Genomic DNA, 22,076 nt, shown 5'->3' with positions numbered 1-22,076 from the left:
CCTATACTTTCAGTATATTTCCATCGCTGAATATCTTTTCAGTCAGGTGCACCGTCTGCTCGAGTGCGCTCGCCTTGTTGATCGTCTCCTGATATTCCGACTCCGGATCCGAATCCGCAACCACACCTGCCCCCGCCTGGATGTAGAGGTTCTGGTCCACCAATGTCATCGTGCGGATGGTGATGCAGGAGTCGATGTTCCCATCGAAGCCAAGATAGAGGATGCTCCCGCCATACAAGTTCCGCGCTGTCGGCTCAAGTTCCCTCAGGATCTGCATCGCCCGTACTTTCGGGGCGCCTGACAGTGTACCGGCCGGGAAGGAGGAGATGAATGCGTCTATCGGGGAAACCCCCGTCTTGAGCCTGCCCCTGACCTTGCTGATGATGTGCATCACGCGTGAGAAGCGGCCGATCACCATATACTCGCTGACGGACACTGAACCGTATTCGGCGACCCTGCCGATGTCATTCCGCGCAAGGTCCACCAGCATACGGTGCTCGGCGATTTCCTTCTCATCTTCAAGCAGCTCCCTGGCAAGCCTGTCGTCCTCCTCTTTAGTAGCACCCCTTTTTCTCGTGCCGGCAATCGGGTGGATCTCAAGGTTTCCGTCCTGTACCTGCAGCTGCCGTTCCGGGGAGCTGCCGATCACTTCGAGCCCGTTGAATTTCAAATAGTACATATACGGCGAAGGGTTGACCTTCCTCAGCACACGGTAGAGTTCAAAGCCGCTTCTTTCCGTCTTCTTGTGGAAACGCTGGGAGAGGACCGCCTGCAGTATGTCCCCCGCTTCGATGTACTCCTTGATCTTTTCGACGTCGGATAGGAACTTTCCCTTTTCGTAGTTGCTTTCAAGATCGAAGGCGGATGTCATCGGCAGCGCAGTGGGAAGCAGCAGATCGGACAGGTCGCTGTCGTGCAGAAGGTGCGTCCTGATGCGCTCGATCGTCTCCATCGATTCCTCGTAGATCTCTCCGTTGTCCCTGTCGTCATCGACCCTGGCGAAATGGATGATGTGGATCTCTTTTGAATTATGGTTGTATACGAGCAGCGATCGGCAGAAGAGCAGGTGGTAGTTCGCAATCTGCACCGCCTCCTCCGGTGCCCTAGGCACCGGTTCGTAGTCGGATATCGCATCATAGCTGATATAGCCTACCCCGCCGCCTTTGAAGGGAATATCCATCTCGGGTATCTTCACCTCGAGACGGCCGAGCGTCTCTTCGAATGCCTCCTTGAACGAAGGCAGCGTCAGACGGCTCCCCCGCTCAAGGTCATGGACGGTGAATTGGCGTCCGGTTTCCCTGATTTCGACCATCGGGTCCAGTCCGATGAAGGAGAAGTTAGACCACGCTGATTCAGGTTCCTGACTTTCCAGCATATAGACTGCCTCATCCTTCAAAGAATGAAACATCTGTACAGGCGTCAGCAGGTCGGTGCTGAACGATTCGATCACCGGTACAGTGCGGTGATTCCCGGCATCCTTCAAAAATTCCTCATACGTGGTCATATCTTCACCTCATTATTTTAGTTATATCTAGACAGTCTAAACAATTCAGAAAACAAAGTCAATTGCAAAGAGGCCGGAGACTTCCGTCCCCGGCTCAAATCCATTCTATTTTCTTCGTTTGAAGCGGTCCTTCACTTTGAGCAGCAGCTGATTCTCCTTCTGGACGAGCTGCTCCCTGCCGCTCCTCTCGGCGCGGCGCATCAGTTCGACCTGGGCGCTGTTCGGTTCATGCTCATTATCGACATATTCATAGGTGCCATCCGGCTTCTGTACACGTGCTTTGATGTTGTCCATCAGATAGAGCCTGTTGATGGACTTTATCTCTTCAAGGATTGCCGTACTCTTGATCGGGAAGAGGATCTCCACCCGCTTGATCATGTTGCGGGTCATCATATCTGCGGAGGAGAGGAACATCTTCTCTTCACCGTTGTGATGGAAGTAGTAGATTCTGGAATGCTCCAGGAATCTGCCCACGATGCTGATGACCCGGATATTATCGCTTACACCTTCAATGCCCGACTTCAGACAGCAGATGCCCCGGATCACAAGATCGACCTTCACGCCCTCCTGGGAAGCCTGCATCAGCTTGTTGATGATCTTCTTGTCGGTCAGCGAGTTCATCTTGGCGAATATATAGCCCTTGCCATGCATCCTGTGCAGTTCAATCTCCTTGTCGATATATTCCGCAAAAAGATCGCGTATGTCGAAAGGCGCCACATACAATGACTCGTAGTCCGGCTTCAGCGAATAGCCGCTCAAGTAGTTGAAGAAGTTGATCGCATCATTACCGATATCCTCATCGGTCGTCACGAGACCCATGTCGGTGTAGAGTTTCGCGGTCGAATCGTTGTAGTTTCCGGTGCCCAGATGAACATATCTGACGAGCTTCTTGCCGACCCGTTTGACCACAAGCGTGATCTTGCTGTGCGTCTTCAAGTAATGCATGCCGTATATGACATGGCATCCCGCATCTTCAAGCTCCTTCGCCCACTGCACGTTGTTCTTCTCATCAAAACGCGCCTTCAGTTCAACAAGCACCGTCACCTGCTTGCCATTCTCTGCAGCCCGCTTCAGCGCTTCGATGATCGGTGAATCGCTCGATACACGGTAGAGTGTCTGCTTGATTGCGAGAACATCGGGGTTCTCGGCTGCTTCACGCATGAATTCGACGATCGGCTGGAAGCTTTCGAAAGGATGATGGAAGAATATGTCCTCCTTCAGCGCCTTGTCATATATGTTCGCCCCGGAAAGGAATTTCGGCTCCTGGGGGGTGAACGGCGGGTACGTCAAATGCGGGAACCTGTCGCCGAGTGAGGCGGTCAGCCCGAACAGGAAAGTCAGATCAAGCGGACCGTGGAACTTGTAGACATCCTGCTCATACAACCCCAGCTCATTGCGCAGGAATGAACCATTGATGGTGTCATTTCTGCTTATATCGATTTCAAGCCGTACTGCCGCCCCCTTCGTCCGCTCCTTGAGGAACCTTTCGATTTCGATCAGCAGGTCCGCGGCTCCTTCTTCATGTATCGTCAAATCGGCATTCCTTGTTATCCTGAAAGGGAATGTCCGGTCGATCCTATACCCTTTGAACAGCTTGTTGATGTGTGCTTCAATGATGTCTTCAGCCAGTACGATATAGGTCCTGCCTGCATCTTCAAGTTCATAATAGCGCCTGATGACTGTAGGCAGCTGGACGATGGCAGCCTGCTCACCCAATTCGTTCGACAGGTTTATGAATATGTTTATCTTTTTATTCATCAGCTTGGGGAACGGACGGTAGGCGTCGATTCCGAGAGGGGTAAGAGACGGAAATATTTCTGTATCGAATATTTCTTCAAGTTCATCCTGAAGATGCTCCGGGAGTTCATACGGCCGCTTCAGATAGATGTCATACGTTTCCAGCTCAGCCATGAGACGATGGAAATAATCGTACTGGACAGCACTGTTCTCGCGGTTCAGCTCACTGATGCCCTCAAGCTGCTCCCCTGGGGTCATCTGCGTCTTAGTATCCGGCTCATGGTAGTTCATCTTCACCTGGTCCTTCAGACCAGCCACCCGAACCATGAAGAACTCGTCGAGATTCGAGCTGGTTATCGCCAGAAACTTCAATTTCTCAAGCAGCGGATTGTTGGGGTCCGCCGCTTCTTCAATGACCCTGTAATTGAATCTGAGCCAGCTCAACTCTCGATTGTTGTAGTACTCCTTATTATTCAATCGATATGCCATCACTATTCTCCTACTCCCTCTAAATTAAAGATGAATATTAAACTTCTACGAACCTTATATCCAAATCTTTATCCATAATTTTCTCTATATGCTTCTTCTGTCTGGTCGCCTGATACTCCTCGGCAATCGGATCTCCTTTATATTTGACCGTCATGACCATATCATCCCCCTCCTCTTCCAGGTAGAGGTCCTGGACGATGCCCGTGTTGGAGACGTTCAATGCATTGGAGAACTTCAATATGCTTCCGAGCGTCAGCAGTACATCGAGGTCGCTGCTGTCGAACCACCCTGACTCCTCGGCATAGAACTTGAGCAGCGTCTTGTTCTTGAAGCTCGCCATCAGGGCAAGCCTGACCCTATCCTCGTGTACGATGCCGTTGATGTTGCTGTTGGAAATTATATAATACGTGTGCTGACTCGTCGCATCACGGTCGATGAATGCGCCAAGATAAAAGATATGCGCTGCATTCTTCATCAGATACTTCTCATGCTTGCCCGTTTTTATGAAATCGAAGCGTGCAAGTTCATGGTAGATGCGCTCTGCAATCTCCTGCCGCTTTTCACCTTCGCTTCTCAGGATATGGAAATCACTCGCCAGTTCCATCAGCGAATCCCTGAAAATATGGTATTTGTTGAAGGCGGCCGGATAATCCTTCGATATGATTGACATGGCCAGACCCTCACGCAGCCCCTGGCGACTGAACTTGAACTCTTCCGCCCTGACGAGGTCATAGAGTGACTTGAAGACGATGGCACTCGGCAGGATGATGTCGCTCCTGTCCTTGCTGAGGCCGTCGATGTCGTCAAGGTCGTCGCCTTTGGTGCTTTCCAGCAGGTCGTATACATCCTGCAGGTCATTGCGGTCCATCGAATACCCATGGACGCCTGCGATCGGATAGTTGACGGAGGATTGGTGGATGCGCGCAATGTTACGCGCACTACCGCCGATCGCCAGGATCGGCACCCTTCTTTTGGCCAACCATTTGACCGATCTCAGCTGCTCCTTGACATACTTCTCGGTCTCTTCAAGCGCATCTTCATCGTTATGATCCTTGCCCTCGAAGAACATGGACTTCAACGTGACGACCCCGAAAGGCAGGCTGACGGAATGGATGAGCTCCTTGTTCTCGAAGAAGTTAAGCTCGGTGCTCCCCCCGCCTATATCAATCGTCACTGCATCCATGTTGCTGATCGTATGGACGACGGCATGGTAGCCATAGTAGGCCTCTTCCTTGCCGGTAATGACTTTGATCTCCATGCCGACCTCGTTTTTCGTCCGCTCCAGAATATCCTCGACGTTGACCGACTGCCTGATCGCTGCCGTCGCCACAGGATAGATTTCCGTCACATCATACTTCTCGCTGATCTTCTGGAAGCTGCCGAGGATGGAAAGGAGGTTGTCGATCCCCTCCTCGGCCATCACATTGTCTTCATCCAGATATCTGGCCAGCCTGGCAGGCGTCTTGATGTTCTGCAGCTCCTTCAGTCCGGTCTCTTCATTGTATTCGAAAAGTACAAGGCGTACAGTGTTGGAACCGATATCCACAAGTCCGATTCTTTTCATAAGTAAGCTCCTAATCTTTGGATTGGATCATATCTTCCGGATTGATCCATTCATCAAACTGCGCTTCAGTGAGATGGCCGGATTCGACTGCCGACTCTTTGAGTGTAATCCCCTTTTCATGGGCATTCTTCGCAATCTTGGCTGCATTCTCATAGCCGATATGCGGGTTGAGTGCAGTCACCAGCATCAGTGAATTGTTCAGGAAGCGTTCAATGTTCTCTTCTATTGGTTCTATTCCCACTGCACACTTGTCGTTAAACGTGTTCATGCCATCCGCCAGCAGATAGATCGACTGGAGTGTGTTGAAAAGGATGACCGGCTTGAAGACATTCAGTTCGAAGTTGCCCTGGGAGGCTGCGAATCCGACGGTTGCATCATTTCCGAACACCTGGGTCGCGACCATCGTGAGCATTTCGGACTGGGTCGGGTTGACTTTGCCCGGCATGATCGAGGAACCCGGCTCATTTGCAGGGATTTCAATTTCTGCGATGCCGGCCCTCGGGCCGGAGGCGAGCCATCTGACGTCATTGGCGATCTTCATCAAATCTGCCGCCAGTGCCTTGAGCGCCCCATGGAGATAGACCACTTCATCATGTGCAGTAAGCGCATGGAACTTGTTCTCGGATGAGACGAATTCATAGCCTGTCTGCTTCGAGATCTCCTTAGCCACGCGGTCGCCGAATTCCGGATGTGCGTTGATGCCTGTACCGACTGCCGTACCGCCGATTGCGAGGTTTGTAAGCTGTCTCTTGGATTCGTTCACCAGTGTCTCACACTTCTCGAGCATGTATCTCCATCCACTGATTTCCTGGCCGAGCGTCAACGGTGTCGCATCCTGCAGGTGTGTCCGGCCGATTTTGATGATGTCCCTGAACTGCGCCTCTTTGTCCGCGAAGGTCGAACGGAGTACACCGAGTGCAGGTACAAGCTGCTCCTCGACCGCCTGATACAGCGCGACATGCATTGCTGTCGGGTAGGTGTCGTTGGAACTCTGGGATTTGTTCACGTCATCATTCGGGTGGACTTTTTCGCCACTCCCCTTTTCCTCGAGATATTCATTTGCCACATAGCTGACCACTTCGTTGACGTTCATGTTGCTCTGCGTCCCGCTCCCCGTCTGCCATACGACAAGTGGGAAGTGCTCGTCTAGTTCACGTGCGATGATCCTGTCGCAGGCATGGACGATCGCTTCCTTCTTGTCTGCTGAAAGCTTTCCGAGATCATGGTTCGATACGGCAGCCGCCTTCTTCAGATGGGCGAATGCTACGATGACCTCGATCGGCATCTTCTCCTTGCCCACTGGGAAGTTCTGTCTGCTCCTCTCCGTCTGTGCAGCCCAGTATTTGTCACCAGGAACTTTAATTTCACCGATCGTATCTTTCTCTATTCTATATGACAATTAAAAAACCTCCTGAAAAATTAGTATTCATAGAATATTTTATACTAATTTACAGAAGGATTCATCTGTTATTCATTATTTTCCCCGTCTTCCGGTTCCATACCATGCGATTCATCATCGGAAGAATCAATCGGATAGTCCGCGTTCTGGGAAAGCTGTTCCATTTCCTTCCCCAGCGCCTTCACATCTTCCATATCTTCAGTCATCTCATTTTCGTCCGGTTCAATGTCGTTCCTGTAGTCGATATCCTTGTCCTTTTTCATGTTCTCCCCCGTTCCTAGGCGAATTCGGAAGTGTAGTAGTCGACGATGTCCTGGTCGAGCCGGGACGCCGCTTCAGTATCCATGACCACCGTCACCATGCGGTGCTTCTTCACTTTGCCGAAGTCATCCTTGTCATTCTCGACCGCATCATAAAGATCCCTGATGGCATCCGCCTTGTCGTTGCCTGTAGCCACAAGGATGAGTTCCCTTGAGTCGAACAGGTGGTCGTTGCCGTCTGAATCATTGTAGCCGAGATTCTTGTTCGCACCGATCGAGAGGACTGCAAGATTCAGCTGGTCCTTGTCGTCCAGCACCTTTTTCATCGAATCCACAGAACCGTCACGCTTCAGCTGATTATCCGGGATATCCAGTTTTTCGAATATTTCCGTGTCCCCATCCTTGTTGATGGTCACGAGGTATATCTGTGAGAAATCAGCCGGATGCTGTTTGGATTCGCCGACAAATTTCTGGTAGGTCCAATCCAGTTCTTCATTCATTTCAAGACCCATCACGCTGGTTGGATTATTATGGACCTGCTTTCTGATGATATCAGCAAGATAGATGCTGACCAGTTCCTTGTCCTTGAAGATCTTAAAGTTCATTGCCATGTTGATTCCTCCTAGATTTCTCAATGTCTTTTATATTCTACCCTCATCGGAACTATTTCTAACAAAACTTTTCCCCCTTTTCAGCTTTTTTCTTTTCAGCATATGGTTTATAATGTGTATATGTATGGAAATATAGGAGGCGCTAGTTTATGAAAGCATTTCTGATACTCATGGTAAGCATATCCTTCATCACCGCCATCCTCTCTTCAAGCCGTGACTCCGAATGGGGCTACAAGGATGACGGAGATGAAAAGCTCAGTCAATAGAAATAAAGCCATGCGGGATATCCCGCATGGCTTTATTTTTTATTGTCCGAGGAATCCCTGTCCTTTGAGGACCTGATCCACATCAAGGCGCTGCTTCTTGCTGAGCATGCCGATGACCTGGTCGCTCCAGGAATCATCCCGCTTGCCGCCTGAGCGCTCCTTATAGTACGCACTGATGCGTGCGTCATAACTGTCGATCGCATCCTTCACCTCTGCGACCGGTGTATAGGTATTCTCGTGGTAGACCGCTTCGAATGGCAGCCTTTCCTTCTGGCTGCCTTCCTGATCGGGTATGCCGACCACCATACCGAACAGGGGGACGACTCCTTTCGGCAGTTCCAGAATCTCTATGACGCGTGCCATATCATTCCTCAGTGAGCCGATGTAGCACATGCCGAGTCCCATGCTTTCAGCTGCCACCGCGAGGTTCTGGGCAGCGAGTGTCGCATCGACAGTGCCCACGATGAGCTGCTCGGTCTTGTCATGATCGATCGGCGTCCCCTTCTCCTTGGAAAGTTCGACATGACGATTGTAGTCCATCAGGAAGACGAACAGGTGCCCGTTGTGCTCCACATACGGCTGGGTGCTGATCTCCCTGAGCGCCGCCTTCTTGTCGGGATCCGTGACGCCGAGGATGCTGTAGGCCTGTACATAGCTTGATGTACTCGCCGCCTGGGCGGCGGTGACCAGTTCCCGGATTGTATCCTGATCCAGTTGCTCATCCTTGAACTTGCGGATGGAACGGTGGTTCTTCAATAGATCTATCACTTGGTTCATTGTATTGCCTCCTAATTTAGTTGTGGAAAATCCTGCTGTTTCAGCGCCTCGTATATCAGAATGGCTGCGGTGTTGGCCAGATTGAGGGACCTGACTTTCCCGCTCATCGGCACCTTCAGGAGCGTTTCCCGGTACTTCTCCTTCATCCAGTCCGGGAGTCCGGACGTCTCTTTGCCGAAGATGAAGTAGTGTTCCGCTTCACGGCTGCTGAAATCCATGTCCGCATAGGATTTTTCTGCGAATTTCGTAAGCAGGTAGTAGGTGCCCTCCGTGGCTTCGAAAAAATCCTCCACAGAATCATGATAGACGACATTGATATGGGGCCAGTAATCGAGGCCCGCCCTTTTGAGCATTTTATCATCAGTCGAGAACCCAAGTGGTCTGATCAGATGAAGTGTGGTATTCGTGGCCGCACACGTGCGGCCTATATTCCCTGTATTCGATGGTATTTCTGGTTGGTATAGAACAATATGGTTTGCCATTGTAACCTCCTAGGCGACTTCCTGGACGCCCTTCAGCATTTCATCCCTGACTGCTTCGTCCGTCTCCATTTTATATCTTTCACTTATATAATCAAGCGCGCGATCCCCGAGGATCCGCCCGATCGCCCAATATGCCGTCCCTTTTATGACCGGACGCGGATCATTCTCCGCCACACGCTTCAGCGTGTCGACAGCCGACTCCTCCCTGAAATGGGCGAGTGCGATGATGGCATTGCGCTGGATCGGCTTCTTCCCCCGCCACACACCGGCCAAATGACCGTATGTCTCTTTGAAATCCCTGTTGGATATCTCAAGCAGGCCAGTCAGTTCAGGCTTCAATATTTCGGGTTCGAGCACAATGTCGGCATGATGGTCCGTATTGATGCCCTTGTTCCTCGGGCAGACCTGCTGGCAAGTGTCGCAGCCGTACAGCCGGTTGCCGATCTTGCCGCGGTATTCATCCGGCAGGAATCCCTTCGTCTGGGTGAGGAAGGAGATGCACTTCTGCGAATCCAGCTGACCGTTTCCGACAAGTGCTCCCGTGGGGCACCGGTCGACGCACAGGTTGCAGTCGCCGCAGGAATCGATCAGCTCTTCGTCGGGTGGGAAGGGGTAGCTCGTGATCATTTCACCAAGATAGGAGTATGTACCGAGCTCCGGGTTGATCACAAAGCCATTCTTGCCGATGTAGCCGAGGCCGCTGCGCCGCGCCACTTCGCGGTCGCTGAGCACACCTGTATCCACCATGGACCTGCACTCGATGGAAGGATCCAGCGATTTTATATAATCTTCCAGTCTGGCGAGCCTTCTGTTGAGCAATGTATGGTAATCGACACCCCATGAAGCCCGGGCGAACATGCCGCGGCGCTCCCCCTTCCTGCTCTTGGGTGCATCCGGCAGCCGGTTCGGATACCCGACCGCAATGGAGATGATGCTCCTTGCCGAGCCGAGCGAGAGGCGGGGCTCCGTCCGTTCATCCACCGACCCCTTCTCGAAACCGGAAGCATATCCCCTCCTGTGATAGTCGATGAGCTTCTCCCTGAATTCCGTGAAAGGTTCCGCATGGGTGAAGCCGATCTGATCTATCCCTATCGAATGCGCATAGTCGACCACTTTCTTTTTGAATTCGGACCGTTCCATCTCTTCACCTGCTTTCAAAACTTCGGCCGCAGCCAAATTCAACTAGATATTATACTACCTGCCCCGCTTTTTGACAATCAGCCGCGGCTGCCCCTCAAGTAGTCCTTCCGCCATTCCTCTTCAGGCACCATGCTGCCGCCCGTGCTCCAGACGATATGTGTGGCGTTCCGGATTCCAGGACGCCCCGTATTCTGGTGGAGGATGGCAGGACCTGGCAGGCCAGCTGCTGCAGACGGCTCGACCTTCATGCCCTCACGGTCGTACAGTTCGGCCAGAAGCGTGTACATTTCAGCATCCTGGACGGTATAGAAAGAGTGGATGCTGCCTGAGAGAAGCTTCCCTGCAAACTTTGAAGGTCTCCCGACTGCGAGCCCGTCCGCAATGGTCCTGTTGTCGAGGCCGATATCGCGCACCGATACTTCATCATGCATCCCCGTGATCATTCCAAGCATCATGCATGGGGACTGTACCGGTTCGGCGAACACTGGGTGGACCGCATCACCGAATACATGCTTCAGGCCGAAGCTGATGCCTCCCGGTGCGCTTCCAACCCCGCATGGGAGATATACATAGAGCGGATGTGCTTCATCCACAGTGATGCCCTGTGCCTCAAGCTGCTTTTCAAGACGCAGTGCGGCCACAGCGTAGCCGAGGAAGAGCGGTTCTGAATCTTCATCGTCGACAAAATAGCCCTTATCATCCCGCAGGGCTTCTTCCCGTCCCTCTTCCACCGCTCTGCTGTAGTCGTCCTCATGCTCGACCACTTTTACGCCATTGTGGCGCAGCATGTCCTTCTTCCACTGCTTCGCATCACTCGACATGTGGATGACGACCTTGAATCCAAGGGCCGCACCGATGATGCCGATGGAGAGGCCGAGATTCCCGGTCGATCCGCAGACGATGGTGTATTCCGAAAAGAACTTCCTGAACTTCTCTGAATCAAATTGTGCATAGTCTTGAGTCTGGTCGATGATCCCGTGCTCCAGGGCAAGGTCTTCGGCATGCTTCAGCACTTCATAGATGCCGCCGCGCGCCTTTACGGAGCCCGACACCGTAAGACTGTCATCCGCCTTGATGTAGAGCGGTCCAGCTATGGACGTCCCATACCTTTCGCCAAGAAAATCCTTCATCCCATCTGCATGTACCAATGGCGACTCGATGATGCCGTCCTGCGCTTTCGTCTCCGGAAAGGCAGATTCCATGAAACGTGCAAAACGGCTCAACCGCCTGTCTGCCTCCATGATGTCTTCGCGCTTCAGAAAGGCGTCTGGAGCATCCGTTTCGAATGCCGTATAGTATTCATTCTTCCAGAACACCGACTCGCCGGCAGCCATCTGGCCGATGATCGGATGCTGATCAATCAACCGGTTCTTCATAATCATCCTCCTGTCCACTGTTGAACATGGCATTTCTGATGCGCTTCGGCATCATCACGACGGATGCATCGAGGTCGAGCGGCTGGAAAGTCTTATCGATGCACTCGTCAAAGAAATCGACCAGTTGCTGGTTGATCTTGAGATCTTCATCATCTTCCATATCACTCTCCTGCACACTGTACCAGTAGAGGTATTCATGGTTGCCTTCCTGTTCCCTGAATATCGTCTCTACATACATCTTCTCGCCCTCGAGCGTAAGGAGCGCATCGTCCATATTCTCCTCTATATACTTCATCCATTCATCCACTTTGTGGCTTTTATTTGCCTTCACCTTGAATTTGGTCAGTTCTACTCTCACTTGTCTTCCTCCTTTCATTGCTTTGATCGGCAGGTCACCGCCTGCCTTCCCATTCCTCATAAAACTGCTCCAGATACATTTCCATGAACTGATGGCGCGCTTCCGCCACCCGTTTTGCAGCGTCCGTATGCATCAGACCCTTCAGCTTGAGCAGCTTTTCATAGAAATGGTTGATCATTGTATTATCTTCCCTGCTGTACTGTTCGAACGTCAGCTCCTCGCGTGCAGCCCGGTCCGGGTCATAGAGTGCATGCCGCTTATTGCCGCCATATATGAAAGTGCGTGCAATACCGACAGCACCGAGCGCATCAAGGCGGTCGGCGTCCTGCACGATCGCATCCTCTACAGTGGCGACTTCGACGGTATTGTTCCCGCCCTTGTAGGAGACCGCCTGCATGGCGTGGATGATGCGTTCGATCACATCTGCTCCGACTCCGCGCGCTTCGAGGAATGCCTTTATGGCATCAATCTGTGCATGTTCGTCATCAGTCAGCTTATAGTCGATCATGTCATGGAAAAGGGCCGCCACCTCTATTATGAAGCGGTCTCCCCCCTCTTCTGCCTGGAGCATCCGTGCATTATTATATACACGCATGACATGCCAATAGTCATGTCCCGTACTGTCCGAATCGTGGAATTCATATACCCGTGCCTTTGCTTCTTCGATGATGCTGTGGTGATCCATAATCCATGCTCCTTTTCAAATTTCATGCTGGAACCTGCAGTGGTTCATTCACCGGCTATTATATCATGATTGCGGTGCCGGGTTGTCCCACAAAAAACGGGAACAATGCCAAAGCATCGTATCCCGTTTTGAAATGAACAGCGGAACTATTCCTTGGAATAGTCCACCCCGCGTGAATACCGGTTGGAGGCATCCCACAGCAGAAATTCCTCTATTCCATTATCATAGAGCGCCTGTACCTGCGCCTCCACTTCAGCCGCCCCATATGGCTTGTAGTTCCCACTGCCGAGATATGAAGCCGTGAAGTCCTGAAGCCATGGCCTCGAGACCGGCGGGTCTTCGAGCGCATCCAGCACTTCATTCTCCACCTGGGCATAGCCGGAGATGACCCGGTAAGGGTCAAGATCGGGCTTTTCCGCTCCGAAGTAGCCGTCTCCCCAGTGACTCGGGTAGATCATCGAGGAGATGACGTCAACGTTCTCCGATATCCTCGAGAAATTCTGGCCGATGCCGGGTGCCTCCTCCTGTGTGGCAGCATAGCCGAATATATCCACGGATACATCCACATCATATGGTCTGAGTGCCTCCTTGGCATAGGCGACGAAATCGGTCACTGCATCGACACGCTGCTGGATGCCGTCCTGGCCGCCCTCATCATAGCCGCCGCGTGTATATTCCAGTGTATCCGCACGGTGTTCGAACCCTTCCGGGAAGCGGACGTAGTCGAACTGTATCTCCTTGAATCCGAGTTTTGCAGCCTGTTTGCCCACTTCCACATTGTAGTCCCACACTTCCCTGGAAAATGGATTGACGAAGCTCTCTCCGCGTCCGTTCTTCCATACGGTGCCATCAGGATGTGTAAATGAAAGATCCGGCCGTTCTGCGGCAAGCAGTGAATCCTTGAATACGACGACCCGCGCGATCGGATAGATCTGGGCCGCCTCCATTTTTTCCATCAGAACTGTAGGGTCGATATGGTCAAGGGAGGCATTCTGGACCATTTCCATATCCGAATTGAGGTCCATCATCATGTTGCCATGGTCCTCCTTGACATCAATGACCATCGCATTCAGTTCCGTCTCGTCCAAAAGTGCCGTCAGATCCGCCATCCTTTCCCCACCGGCTGAATAACCGGACACGTAGATGCCTTTGACGCCTTCGTCCGGATAGGCGATGTCGACACCGTCATCGTATGTGAACTTGTCCGGCAGTTCCTCGGGCATGCTCAACAATGGAGCGTCACTCAGCTTGATGAACTGCGTCTCTTCGGCTGACGCTCCAGAGGGGAAGAGGAGTGCAACGGCCATATAGATGAGGCCGATGATGAAAATCTTCCGTCTCATTGTGCGGCCTCCTTCTCTGAGGAAGCAATGGTCTCGGGATCGACAAGTGCATAGCCTTTATCCCTGAGGCCCTCCACTATCTGTGCCGACGCATCCCGTGTCCAGGCGCGGTCATGCATCAGGAGGTTTGCTCCGTGGTTCAGGTATTCGGTATTGACCATGATGTCCGCCAATGCCGGAGCATCCTGGTATTCCGATTCCCAATCATATCCGTATGTCCAGTTCATAAGTTTCATTCCGGCCTCCTCTGCGATTTCCCGGGAGGCTTCCGTGTTCTGCCCGAATGGTGCCCGGAAGAAGCGGGGGCGCTCACCTATAATCGCTTCAACCCGTTCACTTGTAGCTGTAATCTCTTCACGCTGCGCTTCAACAGACAGCTCGGGAAGGCTTGCATGCGTCTCGGTATGGTTCCCTATTTCAAAACCCATCCCATGGATTTTACGGAGGGCTTCCTGACCTTCATCCGATTCGAGGTACATCCCGTTGACGAAGAATATCGCAGGGGCCTCATGTTCCGCAAGAATTTCTGCTATCTGCACGGCGTGGCCATCCGGTGCATCATCATAGGTCAGGAGGGCAACCTGCGGGTCTGCACCGCTGCCTTCAATCGGCTGGATGGCATATGTATCCGGGTTGACTTCGTATTGGAAATCGGGCGCTTCAGCATCTTCTTCTTTCTGTGTCGCTTCTGCTTCTTCCATCCCGTCATCCGATGCTGGAGCCTGTTCCTCCTGTACCGTTTGTTCCCGTTGAATTTCATCCTGTTCAGCTGAATCCGCAATGTCCGCTTCCCCACCATCCCGGCAGCCGGCCAATAGCATGCTGCTGCATAGCACGGTCACTATAAATCCCTGTTTAAACATCTTGTGCCTCCCTATCGCTCATTCTATTCATCAGCTTCTTCCTCCAACTGTGCATTCAGCATATTGCGGGCTTCCTCCAGTTCCACGAACGCCTGGTCGAGTTCCCTCCGGATTTCCCGGGTGCCTTCCATTTCATCATTGACGCGTTCAATTCCATCCTGGAATGTTTCATAGTCCGCTTCGTCCTGACCCAGCGATTCAAAATATGTCTTTTCGGAATCCAGTTGTGCTCCATAGGACTCCGTGAATGCATCAAGTGATTCCGTCATGGAGTCGAGGGAACCGAGCACACCGTTGAACGCCTCCGCTGGCATTTCATCATTGTCGATCTGCAGCATCTCTTCGTGCTGGCTGAGGGTTTCTTCATTGCTTTCTGACAGCTTTTCCAATAATTCCCGCCTTTCTTCTATATTTGCATGAACCTCGGCAGAACCATCAGATAATGTGCTTAAACTTTCATCTTCAGTCAATGCGGCTTCAAATTCCGTCTGCAGACGATTTTCCAAATCAGCCAGCTGTGTGAATGATTCCATGACTGACGTCTGCAGTTCCTCTATGTCTGACAATGATGTCTGTGCCTTTTCGGCCGGGCTGCTGCATCCTGCGAGCATCAGTAATGTGGCGGCCAGGATAACGGCGGCCATATTACGATAATGGAAAGGCATAGTTCATCTCCTTTATATATGTATTCCCATAAATTATAGCAATGCTTGCATATATAGTAAATTACAATATCGACCTTCTCACTATGAAAAAACGGTCTGGAGCCAATAGTTGGCTCCAGACCGGTCTGAAAGGAATATCTTCATCTTCTATGCCTATTCACTTTTTTCGGAGAACTGGAGCTCAAGCTGTGCCTTTACATCCTTGCTCACCAGTACACCGCCTGTTTCCAGCTGCTGGTTCCATGTCAGTCCGAATGCTTCACGGTTGATTGTGAACTCGGCTTCGAAGCCATGGACTTCCTGGCCCCAGGGGTTTGTACCCTTACCGTTGTACTGGAGGTCGATTGTCATTTCCTTCGTGATGCCGTTCATCGTCGTCTCACCCGTCACCGATACAGTATCCCCGGACTTAGTGACATTACTCGATTTGAACGTGATTTTCGGATTCTTTTCCACATTGAAGAAATCTTCTGATTTCAAATGTGCGTCCCGGTCTTCATTTTTGGTGCTTATGCTGTTTACATCTATTTCTGCATGAACTTCGGCATCCTCGAAAGTTTCGAGATTGTTTGTTTTCACTTCAAAATGAAAATCTTCGAAGTGCCCCTTCACCTTTGATACCATCATGTGCTTTACCTGGAATCCCACTTCGGAGTGGGCTGGATCTGTTACGAACGTTGTCATCATTAAAAACCTCCAATAATATTATCTCTAATTCAAGATAATTATATTTTACACCACTTACTTACTTTATGCAAGTTAATTATTAAATATATATAATAATGATCTCAGGAGGATACTTGACAGAAAATTCTTTATCCTTTAGAGTATGATGTAATATAATAATTGATACTCTTATCGAGAGAGGTGGAGGGACTGGCCCGATGAAACCTCAGCAGCGGACCCCAGGTACCGTGCTAATTCCAGGAGCACTGCTCGAAGATGAGATGAATGGATGATCATCATCCCCAATTTATCCACTTCGGACAATTGGGGATTTTATTATATTAATATTATTGGAAAGAGGGATCAGCATGACGAAAACGGCAGTCGAAGCACCATTCAGGGCAGATCACGTGGGGAGCCTGCTGCGGCCCGACAGCATACATAGGGCGCGCAAAGACCATCAGGAGGACAGGATCTCCTATAAACAGCTGAGGGAAATCGAGACCGAAGAGATCAGGAAAGTGGTCGACAAGCAGATTGAAGTGGGACTCAAGGCGGTCACCGACGGCGAATTCAGAAGGCGCTTCTGGCATACCGATTTCCTTGAACACCTGGACGGCGTGGAAGGATATGTGCCCGATACAGGCTTCCAGTTCGACGGCATCGAGACCGAACGGTATGATGTACGTGTCACAGAAAAAATCGCATTCAATAAAGAGCATCCGCATATAAAGGACTTCATCGAATTCAAGGAGATCGTGGGCGACCGGGCGGTACCTAAACAGACGATTCCAAGCCCGAACCAGATGTTCAATGCCGGCATACGGAACCAGGATATATATCCCGATGTCGAAGCATATGCCAAGGACGTCATCAAGGCCTATCAGGATGCGGTACAGGCGTTCTATGATGCAGGGTGCCGCTATCTCCAGTTCGATGATGTATACATTGCCGGACTCAATGCGCCGGAGATCCCATTCAATGACAGCGGCTATGACAGGGAATCCCTGATCCATCTGGCACTGAGGGTGCTGAACGGCGTACTTGAAAAGAAACCTGAGGACATGGTCATCACCACACATTTATGCCGCGGAAATTACAGGTCGAAATGGGCATTCGAGGGCAGCTACGCCAAAATCGCCCCCGTGCTCTTTGCCAAAGAGAAGGTTGACGGATTCTTCCTCGAATATGACGATGACCGTTCCGGAGACTTCGAACCGCTCTCCTACATTCCTAAAGAAGGCCCGCGGGTCGTCCTTGGACTGTTCACCTCAAAGCATGGTGAGCTCGAGGATGAAGATGTGATAAGGGAACGCGTTGCGGAAGCATCGAAATATGTTTCCAAAGATCAGCTCTGCCTGAGTCCCCAATGCGGTTTCGCCTCTACACACCACGGCAATGAACTTACTGAAGATGCCCAGTGGAAGAAGCTTGAATATATCGTATCGCTTGCAGAGAAACTTCTGGAAGAATAGAAATAAGGCCCCGTTGAGGGCCTTATTTTTATGGATGCTGTAATGTCCGGTTGAAGAATTCGAGTATCTTGCTGTTCATGTCATCGATGTTCTCCTGATGCATGTAGGTATGCCCCTCGTTTTCATATGCCGTGAACCCGACATACTGCCCGTTCTCCTTCATCGCCTCCACCATCTGGACCGATTCGCTGTATGGGACACGGGCGTCGTGGTGGCTGTGGAAGACCATCAGCGGCACCGATATATCCTTGCTTCTCGAGAGGGGCGAGATGTCGTCCAGAAACGCACCTGATTCTTCTATCGAGCCATATTCTGCAGCACGCAGCGCCCTTCTCCATGGCGGTGTATGATCTAGGAAGGTCCTGAGGTGCGAGATGCCGACGATATCCACTGCAGAGGCCCAAAGTTCGGAATGATGGGTAACCAGAAGAAGCGTCATCAGCCCGCCATAGCTCCTGCCCATCACCGAGATTCGGGAGTCTTCGGCCATTCCACCCTCCATCAGATGACGCCTCAGTTCGATGACATCCTTCATCGCATCCAGGCGCTTCTCCTTGTCATCAGCTTTAAGATAGCTGCGACCATAGCCCTTGCTGCCCCTGATATTCGGCACAACGACCTGGAAACCTGCTCTGTTCAGCTGGTAATAGAGCGCATTGAATTCCGGTCTGGCCTGCGATTCCGGGCCTCCATGTATATGGATGACGGTCTTCTTCCCTTCCTGGTCCGTCTCATATATGAAATATGGCACTTCCAGATCGTCAAATGAACGGTAGGATGATATGCGCCACGAAACTTCCGATGCCTGATCAGTGTTTCCGAGCACAGTTTCCATCTCACCGGTTTCAAGTGAATGGCGGCATATACGATGCGGCTGGTCGACCGAGGAATGGATCAGGAACAGCTCACGCCCTTCTCCGTAGGCCAAAGAATGCACGACACCATCGTCTATGACCTCCAGTTTCTCGGTCGACGATGTTTCAAGATCCATCCGATAGAGTACGGATTGTCCATTCTCATTGCACGAAAGAATTGCTTCCGTCTTGTCTGCGGATACTTTGAAATGTTCAACGTCCCATTCGAATGCGGTGAGTCGCCTATGACTGCCCTCTTCCACGTTGATTTCATGGACGTTCATGTATCCATCATGCATGTCGCTGAGGCACAGGCACCTGTCTTCATGGAACTTGAAGGCGGAGAATCGGGCTTCGGTCAACGGTACATCCTCCATTTCATCCTTATCCATATCATAGATCATCAGCGCTTCATCAATGTTATTCACATCTTTCGACAGCAGCAGTCTGTCCCCAGGGAGTTCGGAAATGAAATGGACTGGTCCATCAAAAGTTCGAAGCACTCTGACAGAACCTTTGGCATGGACAAGGCAAAGGTCAAAATTGGAGGATTCATGGTGGTTGCGGACCATGGTATATATGTTCTGATCATCATCATATTCCCCGTAATGGTGGAAGTAGTCGAGATCTTCAATCAGCGTCCCGATGTCCTCGCCATCCATCATGTGGAACTGGTTCCGCTCGTTTCCATGGTAGTCCGCTGCGATTGTAATGTGTCCATCTTCAAGCCAATAGTTCTTGACGTTCTGTTCGAACCTGGTGAGCTGCATTTTCCTGCCTGTTGACGGATTGTACTTCCACAGCTGGTGCATGCCGCTTTCACAGCTTATGAAGTATAATGCCTTCTCTTCCCTACTGTATTTCAGATTCATATATTTGGTGAATGTCCCCATCATGTTTTCCCCTTTATCTATGACTTTCATCCCATTCTACTATATTAAGCGACTTTTCTGTCAACTTTGGATGATAATGGGGACAAATACTAATGAAGGGAGCATCCCATTATGAAAGTCAAGACACTGAGCGCGATGACGGAGAAGGGTCTCGAAAAGAAAGTGAATGCATTCCTCGATGAAAATCATCAGCTGGAGATCCTCGACATCAAGTTCTCCAATGGCAGTTCATACGCTGCCCTGGTAATCTACAGGGAGTAAAAGAAGCCCCGCACTTCAGGAAAATTGAAGTGCAGGGCTTCTTTAGTTGTTGGTTGCTGTTGAGGAAGGTATTATCTCCTCTGCAGTATTTCTTTTACAAGAACTGCAACGTTCTTGGTCTTGTCGTTGTTACTCGTACTATCTCCTCCTCGTATTGTTGGGACGCAAAAAAGCAGCCAGATGAAATGATTCATTCTGACTGCCTTCGGGCAATTATTAAACATATCATTTATATTGTTTTGGAAAACAAGTTATACCACCGGTCGGGATCGAACCGACACTCCCGCAATGGGAACTGGATTTTGAGTCCAGCGCGTCTGCCAATTCCGCCACGGTGGCCCAGTATTAATAAAATTATAAAGCGGAAGATAGGATTTGAACCTATGTCTTGCTTCAGGTAGAAGCATGTTCTGAACACTGAACTACTTCCGCATGGGAATAAGAAAATGGAGGCGCCAACCGGATTTGAACCGGTGATAGAGGATTTGCAGTCCTCGGCCTTACCCCTTGGCTATGGCGCCTTGAAGCTGGGCTAGCAGGATTCGAACCTGCGCATGACGGTACCAAAAACCGTTGCCTTACCGCTTGGCGATAGCCCAATAAAATGGGGCGGCTGATGGGGATCGAACCCACGAATGCCGGAACCACAATCCGGTGTGTTAACCACTTCACCACAACCGCCATATTGGCAGGGGTAGTAGGAATTGAACCCACATCAAAGGTTTTGGAGACCTCTATTCTACCATTGAACTATACCCCTATATATGGAGGGGGGCAGATTCGAACTGCCGAACCCGAAGGAGCGGATTTACAGTCCGCCGCGTTTAGCCACTTCGCTACCCCTCCATGATACCGCAAAAAATGGTGCCGGCCAGAGGAATCGAACCCCCAACCTACTGATTACAAGTCAGTTGCTCTGCCAATTGAGCTAGACCGGCAACACAAATGGTGGTTCAGGACGGAATCGAACCGCCGACACTGTGAGCTTCAATCACATGCTCTACCGACTGAGCTACTGAACCACTTGAATTTTAAATGGCGGTCCCGACGGGAATCGAACCCGCGATCTCCTGCGTGACAGGCAGGCATGTTAACCGCTACACCACGGGACCACTTATAAATAAAATAAATTGCGGGAGGTGGATTTGAACCACCGACCTCCGGGTTATGAGCCCGACGAGCTACCAGACTGCTCTATCCCGCGATAATAATAATGGCGGAGGAAGAGGGATTCGAACCCCCGCGGGCCGTTAAGCCCCTGTCGGTTTTCAAGACCGATCCCTTCAGCCAGACTTGGGTATTCCTCCGTATGATATGAAAATAAAACGATGGTGGACCTTGCAGGACTCGAACCTGCGACCCAACGGTTATGAGCCGTTTGCTCTGACCAACTGAGCTAAAGGTCCAATATGGCGGCGGAGGGGATCGAACCCCCGACCTCACGGGTATGAACCGTACGCTCTAGCCAGCTGAGCTACACCGCCATGAAAAATATAGTTTTAAGTAAAATGGTGGAGACTAGCGGGATCGAACCGCTGACCTCCTGCGTGCAAAGCAGGCGCTCTCCCAGCTGAGCTAAGCCCCCATTTTTTTCTTAAGAGTCGGGAAGACAGGATTCGAACCTGCGACCCCTTGGTCCCAAACCAAGTGCTCTACCAAGCTGAGCTACTTCCCGTAAGTAATAAAGCGCGCCCGAGAGGAGTCGAACCCCTAACCTCTTGATCCGTAGTCAAACGCTCTATCCAATTGAGCTACGGGCGCATTATGATATGTTCCTATACTGGTGCCGAGGACCGGAATCGAACCGGTACGGTAATTACTTACCGCAGGATTTTAAGTCCTGTGCGTCTGCCAGTTCCGCCACCCCGGCGAAATAATGGAGCGGAAGACGGGATTCGAACCCGCGACCCCCACCTTGGCAAGGTGGTGTTCTACCACTGAACTACTTCCGCAAATAATGCGGGTGAAGGGAGTCGAACCCCCACGCCCGAAGGCGCTAGATCCTAAATCTAGTGCGTCTGCCAGTTCCGCCACACCCGCGTATGTGAGCCATAGAGGATTCGAACCTCTGACCCTCTGATTAAAAGTCAGATGCTCTACCAACTGAGCTAATGGCTCATCATATTGATTAAATGGTGCCGGCCAGAGGAATCGAACCCCCAACCTACTGATTACAAGTCAGTTGCTCTGCCAATTGAGCTAGACCGGCATTTAAATGGTGGAGAATGACGGGTTCGAACCGCCGACCCTCTGCTTGTAAGGCAGATGCTCTCCCAGCTGAGCTAATTCTCCATTTAATATTAAATTGTATACTGCCCGGCGGCGTCCTACTCTCACGGGACGTCAGTCCAACTACCATCGGCGCTGGAGAGCTTAACTGCTGTGTTCGGCATGGGAACAGGTGGGGC

General features: G+C 51.1%; 19 protein-coding genes, 23 tRNA genes, 1 rRNA gene and 1 riboswitch. Of the genes, 2 read left to right on the top strand and 41 right to left on the bottom strand.

From position 1 onward, the window contains the following. Position 1: 1 nt before the first annotated feature. The 16 genes from trpE to EDC33_RS00140 all read right to left on the bottom strand — a co-directional run bounded on the left by trpE (position 2) and on the right by EDC33_RS00140 (position 16,203). The gene (gene trpE / locus EDC33_RS00215) at positions 2-1,504 is read right to left on the bottom strand and encodes an anthranilate synthase component I (RefSeq protein WP_094905304.1); all 1,503 of its coding nucleotides are present in this window, start codon (positions 1,502-1,504) and stop codon (positions 2-4) included. A gap of 105 nt (positions 1,505-1,609) precedes the next feature. After that, positions 1,610-3,730: an RNA degradosome polyphosphate kinase gene (locus EDC33_RS00210; protein ID WP_124009819.1), complete on the bottom strand. Its 2,121-nt coding sequence runs from the start codon at positions 3,728-3,730 to the stop codon at positions 1,610-1,612. Positions 3,731-3,767: 37 nt separating this feature from the next. After that, positions 3,768-5,294 (bottom strand): exopolyphosphatase, encoded by a 1,527-nt coding sequence (gene ppx, locus EDC33_RS00205; RefSeq protein ID WP_094905302.1) that lies wholly within the window; start codon positions 5,292-5,294, stop codon positions 3,768-3,770. A 10-nt stretch (positions 5,295-5,304) separates the two neighbouring features. Beyond that, positions 5,305-6,693 carry a class II fumarate hydratase gene (gene fumC / locus EDC33_RS00200; protein ID WP_124009818.1) on the bottom strand — a complete coding sequence of 463 codons (1,389 nt, stop codon included), beginning with the start codon at positions 6,691-6,693 and terminating at the stop codon, positions 5,305-5,307. Positions 6,694-6,761: 68 nt separating this feature from the next. Then, positions 6,762-6,956 carry an SAS053 family DNA gyrase inhibitor gene (locus tag EDC33_RS00195; RefSeq protein WP_094905300.1) on the bottom strand — a complete coding sequence of 65 codons (195 nt, stop codon included), beginning with the start codon at positions 6,954-6,956 and terminating at the stop codon, positions 6,762-6,764. 14 nt (positions 6,957-6,970) lie between these two features. Further along, positions 6,971-7,564 carry a 6-phosphogluconolactonase gene (locus EDC33_RS00190; RefSeq protein ID WP_124009817.1) on the bottom strand — a complete coding sequence of 198 codons (594 nt, stop codon included), beginning with the start codon at positions 7,562-7,564 and terminating at the stop codon, positions 6,971-6,973. 305 nt (positions 7,565-7,869) lie between these two features. Next, positions 7,870-8,607, bottom strand: a complete 738-nt coding sequence (nfsA, locus tag EDC33_RS00185) for an oxygen-insensitive NADPH nitroreductase (RefSeq protein WP_124009816.1) — start codon at positions 8,605-8,607, stop codon at positions 7,870-7,872. An 11-nt stretch (positions 8,608-8,618) separates the two neighbouring features. Beyond that, entirely contained in the window at positions 8,619-9,089 is a 471-nt protein-coding gene (trmL, locus tag EDC33_RS00180) for a tRNA (uridine(34)/cytosine(34)/5-carboxymethylaminomethyluridine(34)-2'-O)-methyltransferase TrmL (RefSeq protein WP_124009815.1), read from the bottom strand. 9 nt (positions 9,090-9,098) lie between these two features. Further along, complete coding sequence (gene queG / locus EDC33_RS00175; protein ID WP_124010622.1) at positions 9,099-10,229, bottom strand: tRNA epoxyqueuosine(34) reductase QueG; 1,131 nt, start codon at positions 10,227-10,229, stop codon at positions 9,099-9,101. A gap of 77 nt (positions 10,230-10,306) precedes the next feature. After that, positions 10,307-11,611: a D-serine ammonia-lyase gene (dsdA, locus tag EDC33_RS00170; RefSeq protein WP_371868312.1), complete on the bottom strand. Its 1,305-nt coding sequence runs from the start codon at positions 11,609-11,611 to the stop codon at positions 10,307-10,309. Next, entirely contained in the window at positions 11,586-11,963 is a 378-nt protein-coding gene (locus EDC33_RS00165; protein ID WP_084217809.1) for a DUF6176 family protein, read from the bottom strand. Before EDC33_RS00165 ends, dsdA begins: the two co-directional genes overlap by 26 nt. A gap of 34 nt (positions 11,964-11,997) precedes the next feature. Beyond that, positions 11,998-12,648 (bottom strand): HD domain-containing protein, encoded by a 651-nt coding sequence (locus tag EDC33_RS00160; RefSeq protein WP_124009813.1) that lies wholly within the window; start codon positions 12,646-12,648, stop codon positions 11,998-12,000. 146 nt (positions 12,649-12,794) lie between these two features. Next, entirely contained in the window at positions 12,795-13,991 is a 1,197-nt protein-coding gene (locus EDC33_RS00155) for a putative glycoside hydrolase (protein ID WP_124009812.1), read from the bottom strand. After that, positions 13,988-14,854, bottom strand: coding sequence for a polysaccharide deacetylase family protein (locus EDC33_RS00150; protein WP_124009811.1), 867 nt, complete (start codon positions 14,852-14,854; stop codon positions 13,988-13,990). The genes EDC33_RS00155 and EDC33_RS00150 overlap by 4 nt, the downstream gene beginning before the upstream one ends. A 23-nt stretch (positions 14,855-14,877) precedes the next feature. Beyond that, entirely contained in the window at positions 14,878-15,519 is a 642-nt protein-coding gene (locus tag EDC33_RS00145) for a YkyA family protein (protein WP_124009810.1), read from the bottom strand. 153 nt (positions 15,520-15,672) lie between these two features. Further along, a complete protein-coding gene (locus EDC33_RS00140) occupies positions 15,673-16,203 on the bottom strand; it encodes a YceI family protein (RefSeq protein WP_094906025.1) in 531 nt (176 codons plus the stop codon). 168 nt (positions 16,204-16,371) lie between these two features. Continuing rightward, positions 16,372-16,468: riboswitch (SAM riboswitch) on the top strand. An 85-nt stretch (positions 16,469-16,553) separates the two neighbouring features. On the opposite strand from EDC33_RS00140, the gene EDC33_RS00135 reads away from it, so the two are divergent. After that, positions 16,554-17,660, top strand: coding sequence for a 5-methyltetrahydropteroyltriglutamate--homocysteine S-methyltransferase (locus EDC33_RS00135; RefSeq protein ID WP_124009809.1), 1,107 nt, complete (start codon positions 16,554-16,556; stop codon positions 17,658-17,660). A gap of 28 nt (positions 17,661-17,688) precedes the next feature. Here EDC33_RS00135 and EDC33_RS00130 read toward each other — a convergent pair whose 3' ends face one another. Next, positions 17,689-19,437, bottom strand: coding sequence for an alpha/beta hydrolase family protein (locus tag EDC33_RS00130; RefSeq protein ID WP_124009808.1), 1,749 nt, complete (start codon positions 19,435-19,437; stop codon positions 17,689-17,691). Between the two features lie 81 nt (positions 19,438-19,518). Here EDC33_RS00130 and EDC33_RS00125 point away from each other — a divergent pair, with 81 nt between their 5' ends. Beyond that, the gene (locus EDC33_RS00125; RefSeq protein WP_124009807.1) at positions 19,519-19,668 is read left to right on the top strand and encodes a sporulation protein Cse60; all 150 of its coding nucleotides are present in this window, start codon (positions 19,519-19,521) and stop codon (positions 19,666-19,668) included. A gap of 254 nt (positions 19,669-19,922) precedes the next feature. On the opposite strand, the gene EDC33_RS00120 is transcribed toward EDC33_RS00125, so the two are convergent. The 24 genes from EDC33_RS00120 to rrf form a co-directional block, all read right to left on the bottom strand. Further along, positions 19,923-20,007: transfer RNA gene (locus tag EDC33_RS00120), tRNA-Leu, on the bottom strand. Positions 20,008-20,028: 21 nt separating this feature from the next. After that, positions 20,029-20,100 (bottom strand) — tRNA-OTHER (locus tag EDC33_RS00115). A gap of 15 nt (positions 20,101-20,115) precedes the next feature. Continuing rightward, positions 20,116-20,189, bottom strand: a tRNA-Cys gene (locus EDC33_RS00110). A gap of 6 nt (positions 20,190-20,195) precedes the next feature. Beyond that, positions 20,196-20,267, bottom strand: a tRNA-Gln gene (locus EDC33_RS00105). A gap of 6 nt (positions 20,268-20,273) precedes the next feature. Beyond that, positions 20,274-20,349 (bottom strand) — tRNA-His (locus tag EDC33_RS00100). A gap of 5 nt (positions 20,350-20,354) precedes the next feature. Then, positions 20,355-20,428: transfer RNA gene (locus EDC33_RS00095), tRNA-Trp, on the bottom strand. A 5-nt stretch (positions 20,429-20,433) separates the two neighbouring features. Continuing rightward, positions 20,434-20,514 (bottom strand) — tRNA-Tyr (locus EDC33_RS00090). A gap of 16 nt (positions 20,515-20,530) precedes the next feature. Beyond that, a tRNA-Thr gene (locus EDC33_RS00085) sits at positions 20,531-20,606 on the bottom strand. Positions 20,607-20,614: 8 nt separating this feature from the next. Continuing rightward, positions 20,615-20,690 (bottom strand) — tRNA-Phe (locus tag EDC33_RS00080). Positions 20,691-20,704: 14 nt separating this feature from the next. Beyond that, positions 20,705-20,780: transfer RNA gene (locus tag EDC33_RS00075), tRNA-Asp, on the bottom strand. Positions 20,781-20,798: 18 nt separating this feature from the next. Further along, positions 20,799-20,872: transfer RNA gene (locus tag EDC33_RS00070), tRNA-Met, on the bottom strand. A gap of 10 nt (positions 20,873-20,882) precedes the next feature. Next, positions 20,883-20,975: transfer RNA gene (locus EDC33_RS00065), tRNA-Ser, on the bottom strand. A gap of 22 nt (positions 20,976-20,997) precedes the next feature. Continuing rightward, positions 20,998-21,074: transfer RNA gene (locus EDC33_RS00060), tRNA-Ile, on the bottom strand. A gap of 4 nt (positions 21,075-21,078) precedes the next feature. After that, positions 21,079-21,152: transfer RNA gene (locus tag EDC33_RS00055), tRNA-Met, on the bottom strand. Between the two features lie 25 nt (positions 21,153-21,177). Continuing rightward, a tRNA-Ala gene (locus EDC33_RS00050) sits at positions 21,178-21,253 on the bottom strand. Between the two features lie 16 nt (positions 21,254-21,269). After that, positions 21,270-21,343, bottom strand: a tRNA-Pro gene (locus EDC33_RS00045). A 12-nt stretch (positions 21,344-21,355) separates the two neighbouring features. Next, positions 21,356-21,429: transfer RNA gene (locus EDC33_RS00040), tRNA-Arg, on the bottom strand. Between the two features lie 20 nt (positions 21,430-21,449). Then, a tRNA-Leu gene (locus EDC33_RS00035) sits at positions 21,450-21,538 on the bottom strand. Positions 21,539-21,545: 7 nt separating this feature from the next. Beyond that, positions 21,546-21,620: transfer RNA gene (locus tag EDC33_RS00030), tRNA-Gly, on the bottom strand. A gap of 6 nt (positions 21,621-21,626) precedes the next feature. Then, a tRNA-Leu gene (locus tag EDC33_RS00025) sits at positions 21,627-21,708 on the bottom strand. 5 nt (positions 21,709-21,713) lie between these two features. Continuing rightward, positions 21,714-21,786, bottom strand: a tRNA-Lys gene (locus EDC33_RS00020). Between the two features lie 15 nt (positions 21,787-21,801). Further along, positions 21,802-21,877: transfer RNA gene (locus EDC33_RS00015), tRNA-Thr, on the bottom strand. Between the two features lie 7 nt (positions 21,878-21,884). Further along, a tRNA-Val gene (locus EDC33_RS00010) sits at positions 21,885-21,960 on the bottom strand. Between the two features lie 22 nt (positions 21,961-21,982). Then, positions 21,983-22,076 (bottom strand): 5S ribosomal RNA (rrf, locus tag EDC33_RS00005); the annotation flags it as partial.

It is taken from the genome of Salinicoccus roseus (assembly GCF_003814515.1).
In the GTDB taxonomy this organism is placed as follows: Bacteria; Bacillota; Bacilli; order Staphylococcales; family Salinicoccaceae; genus Salinicoccus; species Salinicoccus roseus.
Note: the sequence above shows the minus strand (reverse complement) of the source record. Positions and strands in the feature narration are given on the sequence as shown.

Bases quoted from the DNA above. Each gene is read 5' to 3' on its own strand.
- trpE (WP_094905304.1), bottom strand. From the start codon at position 1,504: ATGACCACGTATGAGGAATTTTTGAAGGATGCCGGGAATCACCGCACT.
- EDC33_RS00210 (WP_124009819.1), bottom strand. From the start codon at position 3,730: ATGGCATATCGATTGAATAATAAGGAGTACTACAACAATCGAGAGTTG.
- ppx (WP_094905302.1), bottom strand. From the start codon at position 5,294: ATGAAAAGAATCGGACTTGTGGATATCGGTTCCAACACTGTACGCCTT.
- EDC33_RS00195 (WP_094905300.1), bottom strand. From the start codon at position 6,956: ATGAAAAAGGACAAGGATATCGACTACAGGAACGACATTGAACCGGAC.
- EDC33_RS00190 (WP_124009817.1), bottom strand. From the start codon at position 7,564: ATGGCAATGAACTTTAAGATCTTCAAGGACAAGGAACTGGTCAGCATC.
- nfsA (WP_124009816.1), bottom strand. From the start codon at position 8,607: ATGAACCAAGTGATAGATCTATTGAAGAACCACCGTTCCATCCGCAAG.
- trmL (WP_124009815.1), bottom strand. From the start codon at position 9,089: ATGGCAAACCATATTGTTCTATACCAACCAGAAATACCATCGAATACA.
- queG (WP_124010622.1), bottom strand. From the start codon at position 10,229: ATGGAACGGTCCGAATTCAAAAAGAAAGTGGTCGACTATGCGCATTCG.
- dsdA (WP_371868312.1), bottom strand. From the start codon at position 11,611: ATGATTATGAAGAACCGGTTGATTGATCAGCATCCGATCATCGGCCAG.
- EDC33_RS00160 (WP_124009813.1), bottom strand. From the start codon at position 12,648: ATGGATCACCACAGCATCATCGAAGAAGCAAAGGCACGGGTATATGAA.
- EDC33_RS00155 (WP_124009812.1), bottom strand. From the start codon at position 13,991: ATGAGACGGAAGATTTTCATCATCGGCCTCATCTATATGGCCGTTGCA.
- EDC33_RS00150 (WP_124009811.1), bottom strand. From the start codon at position 14,854: ATGTTTAAACAGGGATTTATAGTGACCGTGCTATGCAGCAGCATGCTA.
- EDC33_RS00145 (WP_124009810.1), bottom strand. From the start codon at position 15,519: ATGCCTTTCCATTATCGTAATATGGCCGCCGTTATCCTGGCCGCCACA.
- EDC33_RS00140 (WP_094906025.1), bottom strand. From the start codon at position 16,203: ATGACAACGTTCGTAACAGATCCAGCCCACTCCGAAGTGGGATTCCAG.
- EDC33_RS00135 (WP_124009809.1), top strand. From the start codon at position 16,554: ATGACGAAAACGGCAGTCGAAGCACCATTCAGGGCAGATCACGTGGGG.
- EDC33_RS00130 (WP_124009808.1), bottom strand. From the start codon at position 19,437: ATGAAAGTCATAGATAAAGGGGAAAACATGATGGGGACATTCACCAAA.
- EDC33_RS00125 (WP_124009807.1), top strand. From the start codon at position 19,519: ATGAAAGTCAAGACACTGAGCGCGATGACGGAGAAGGGTCTCGAAAAG.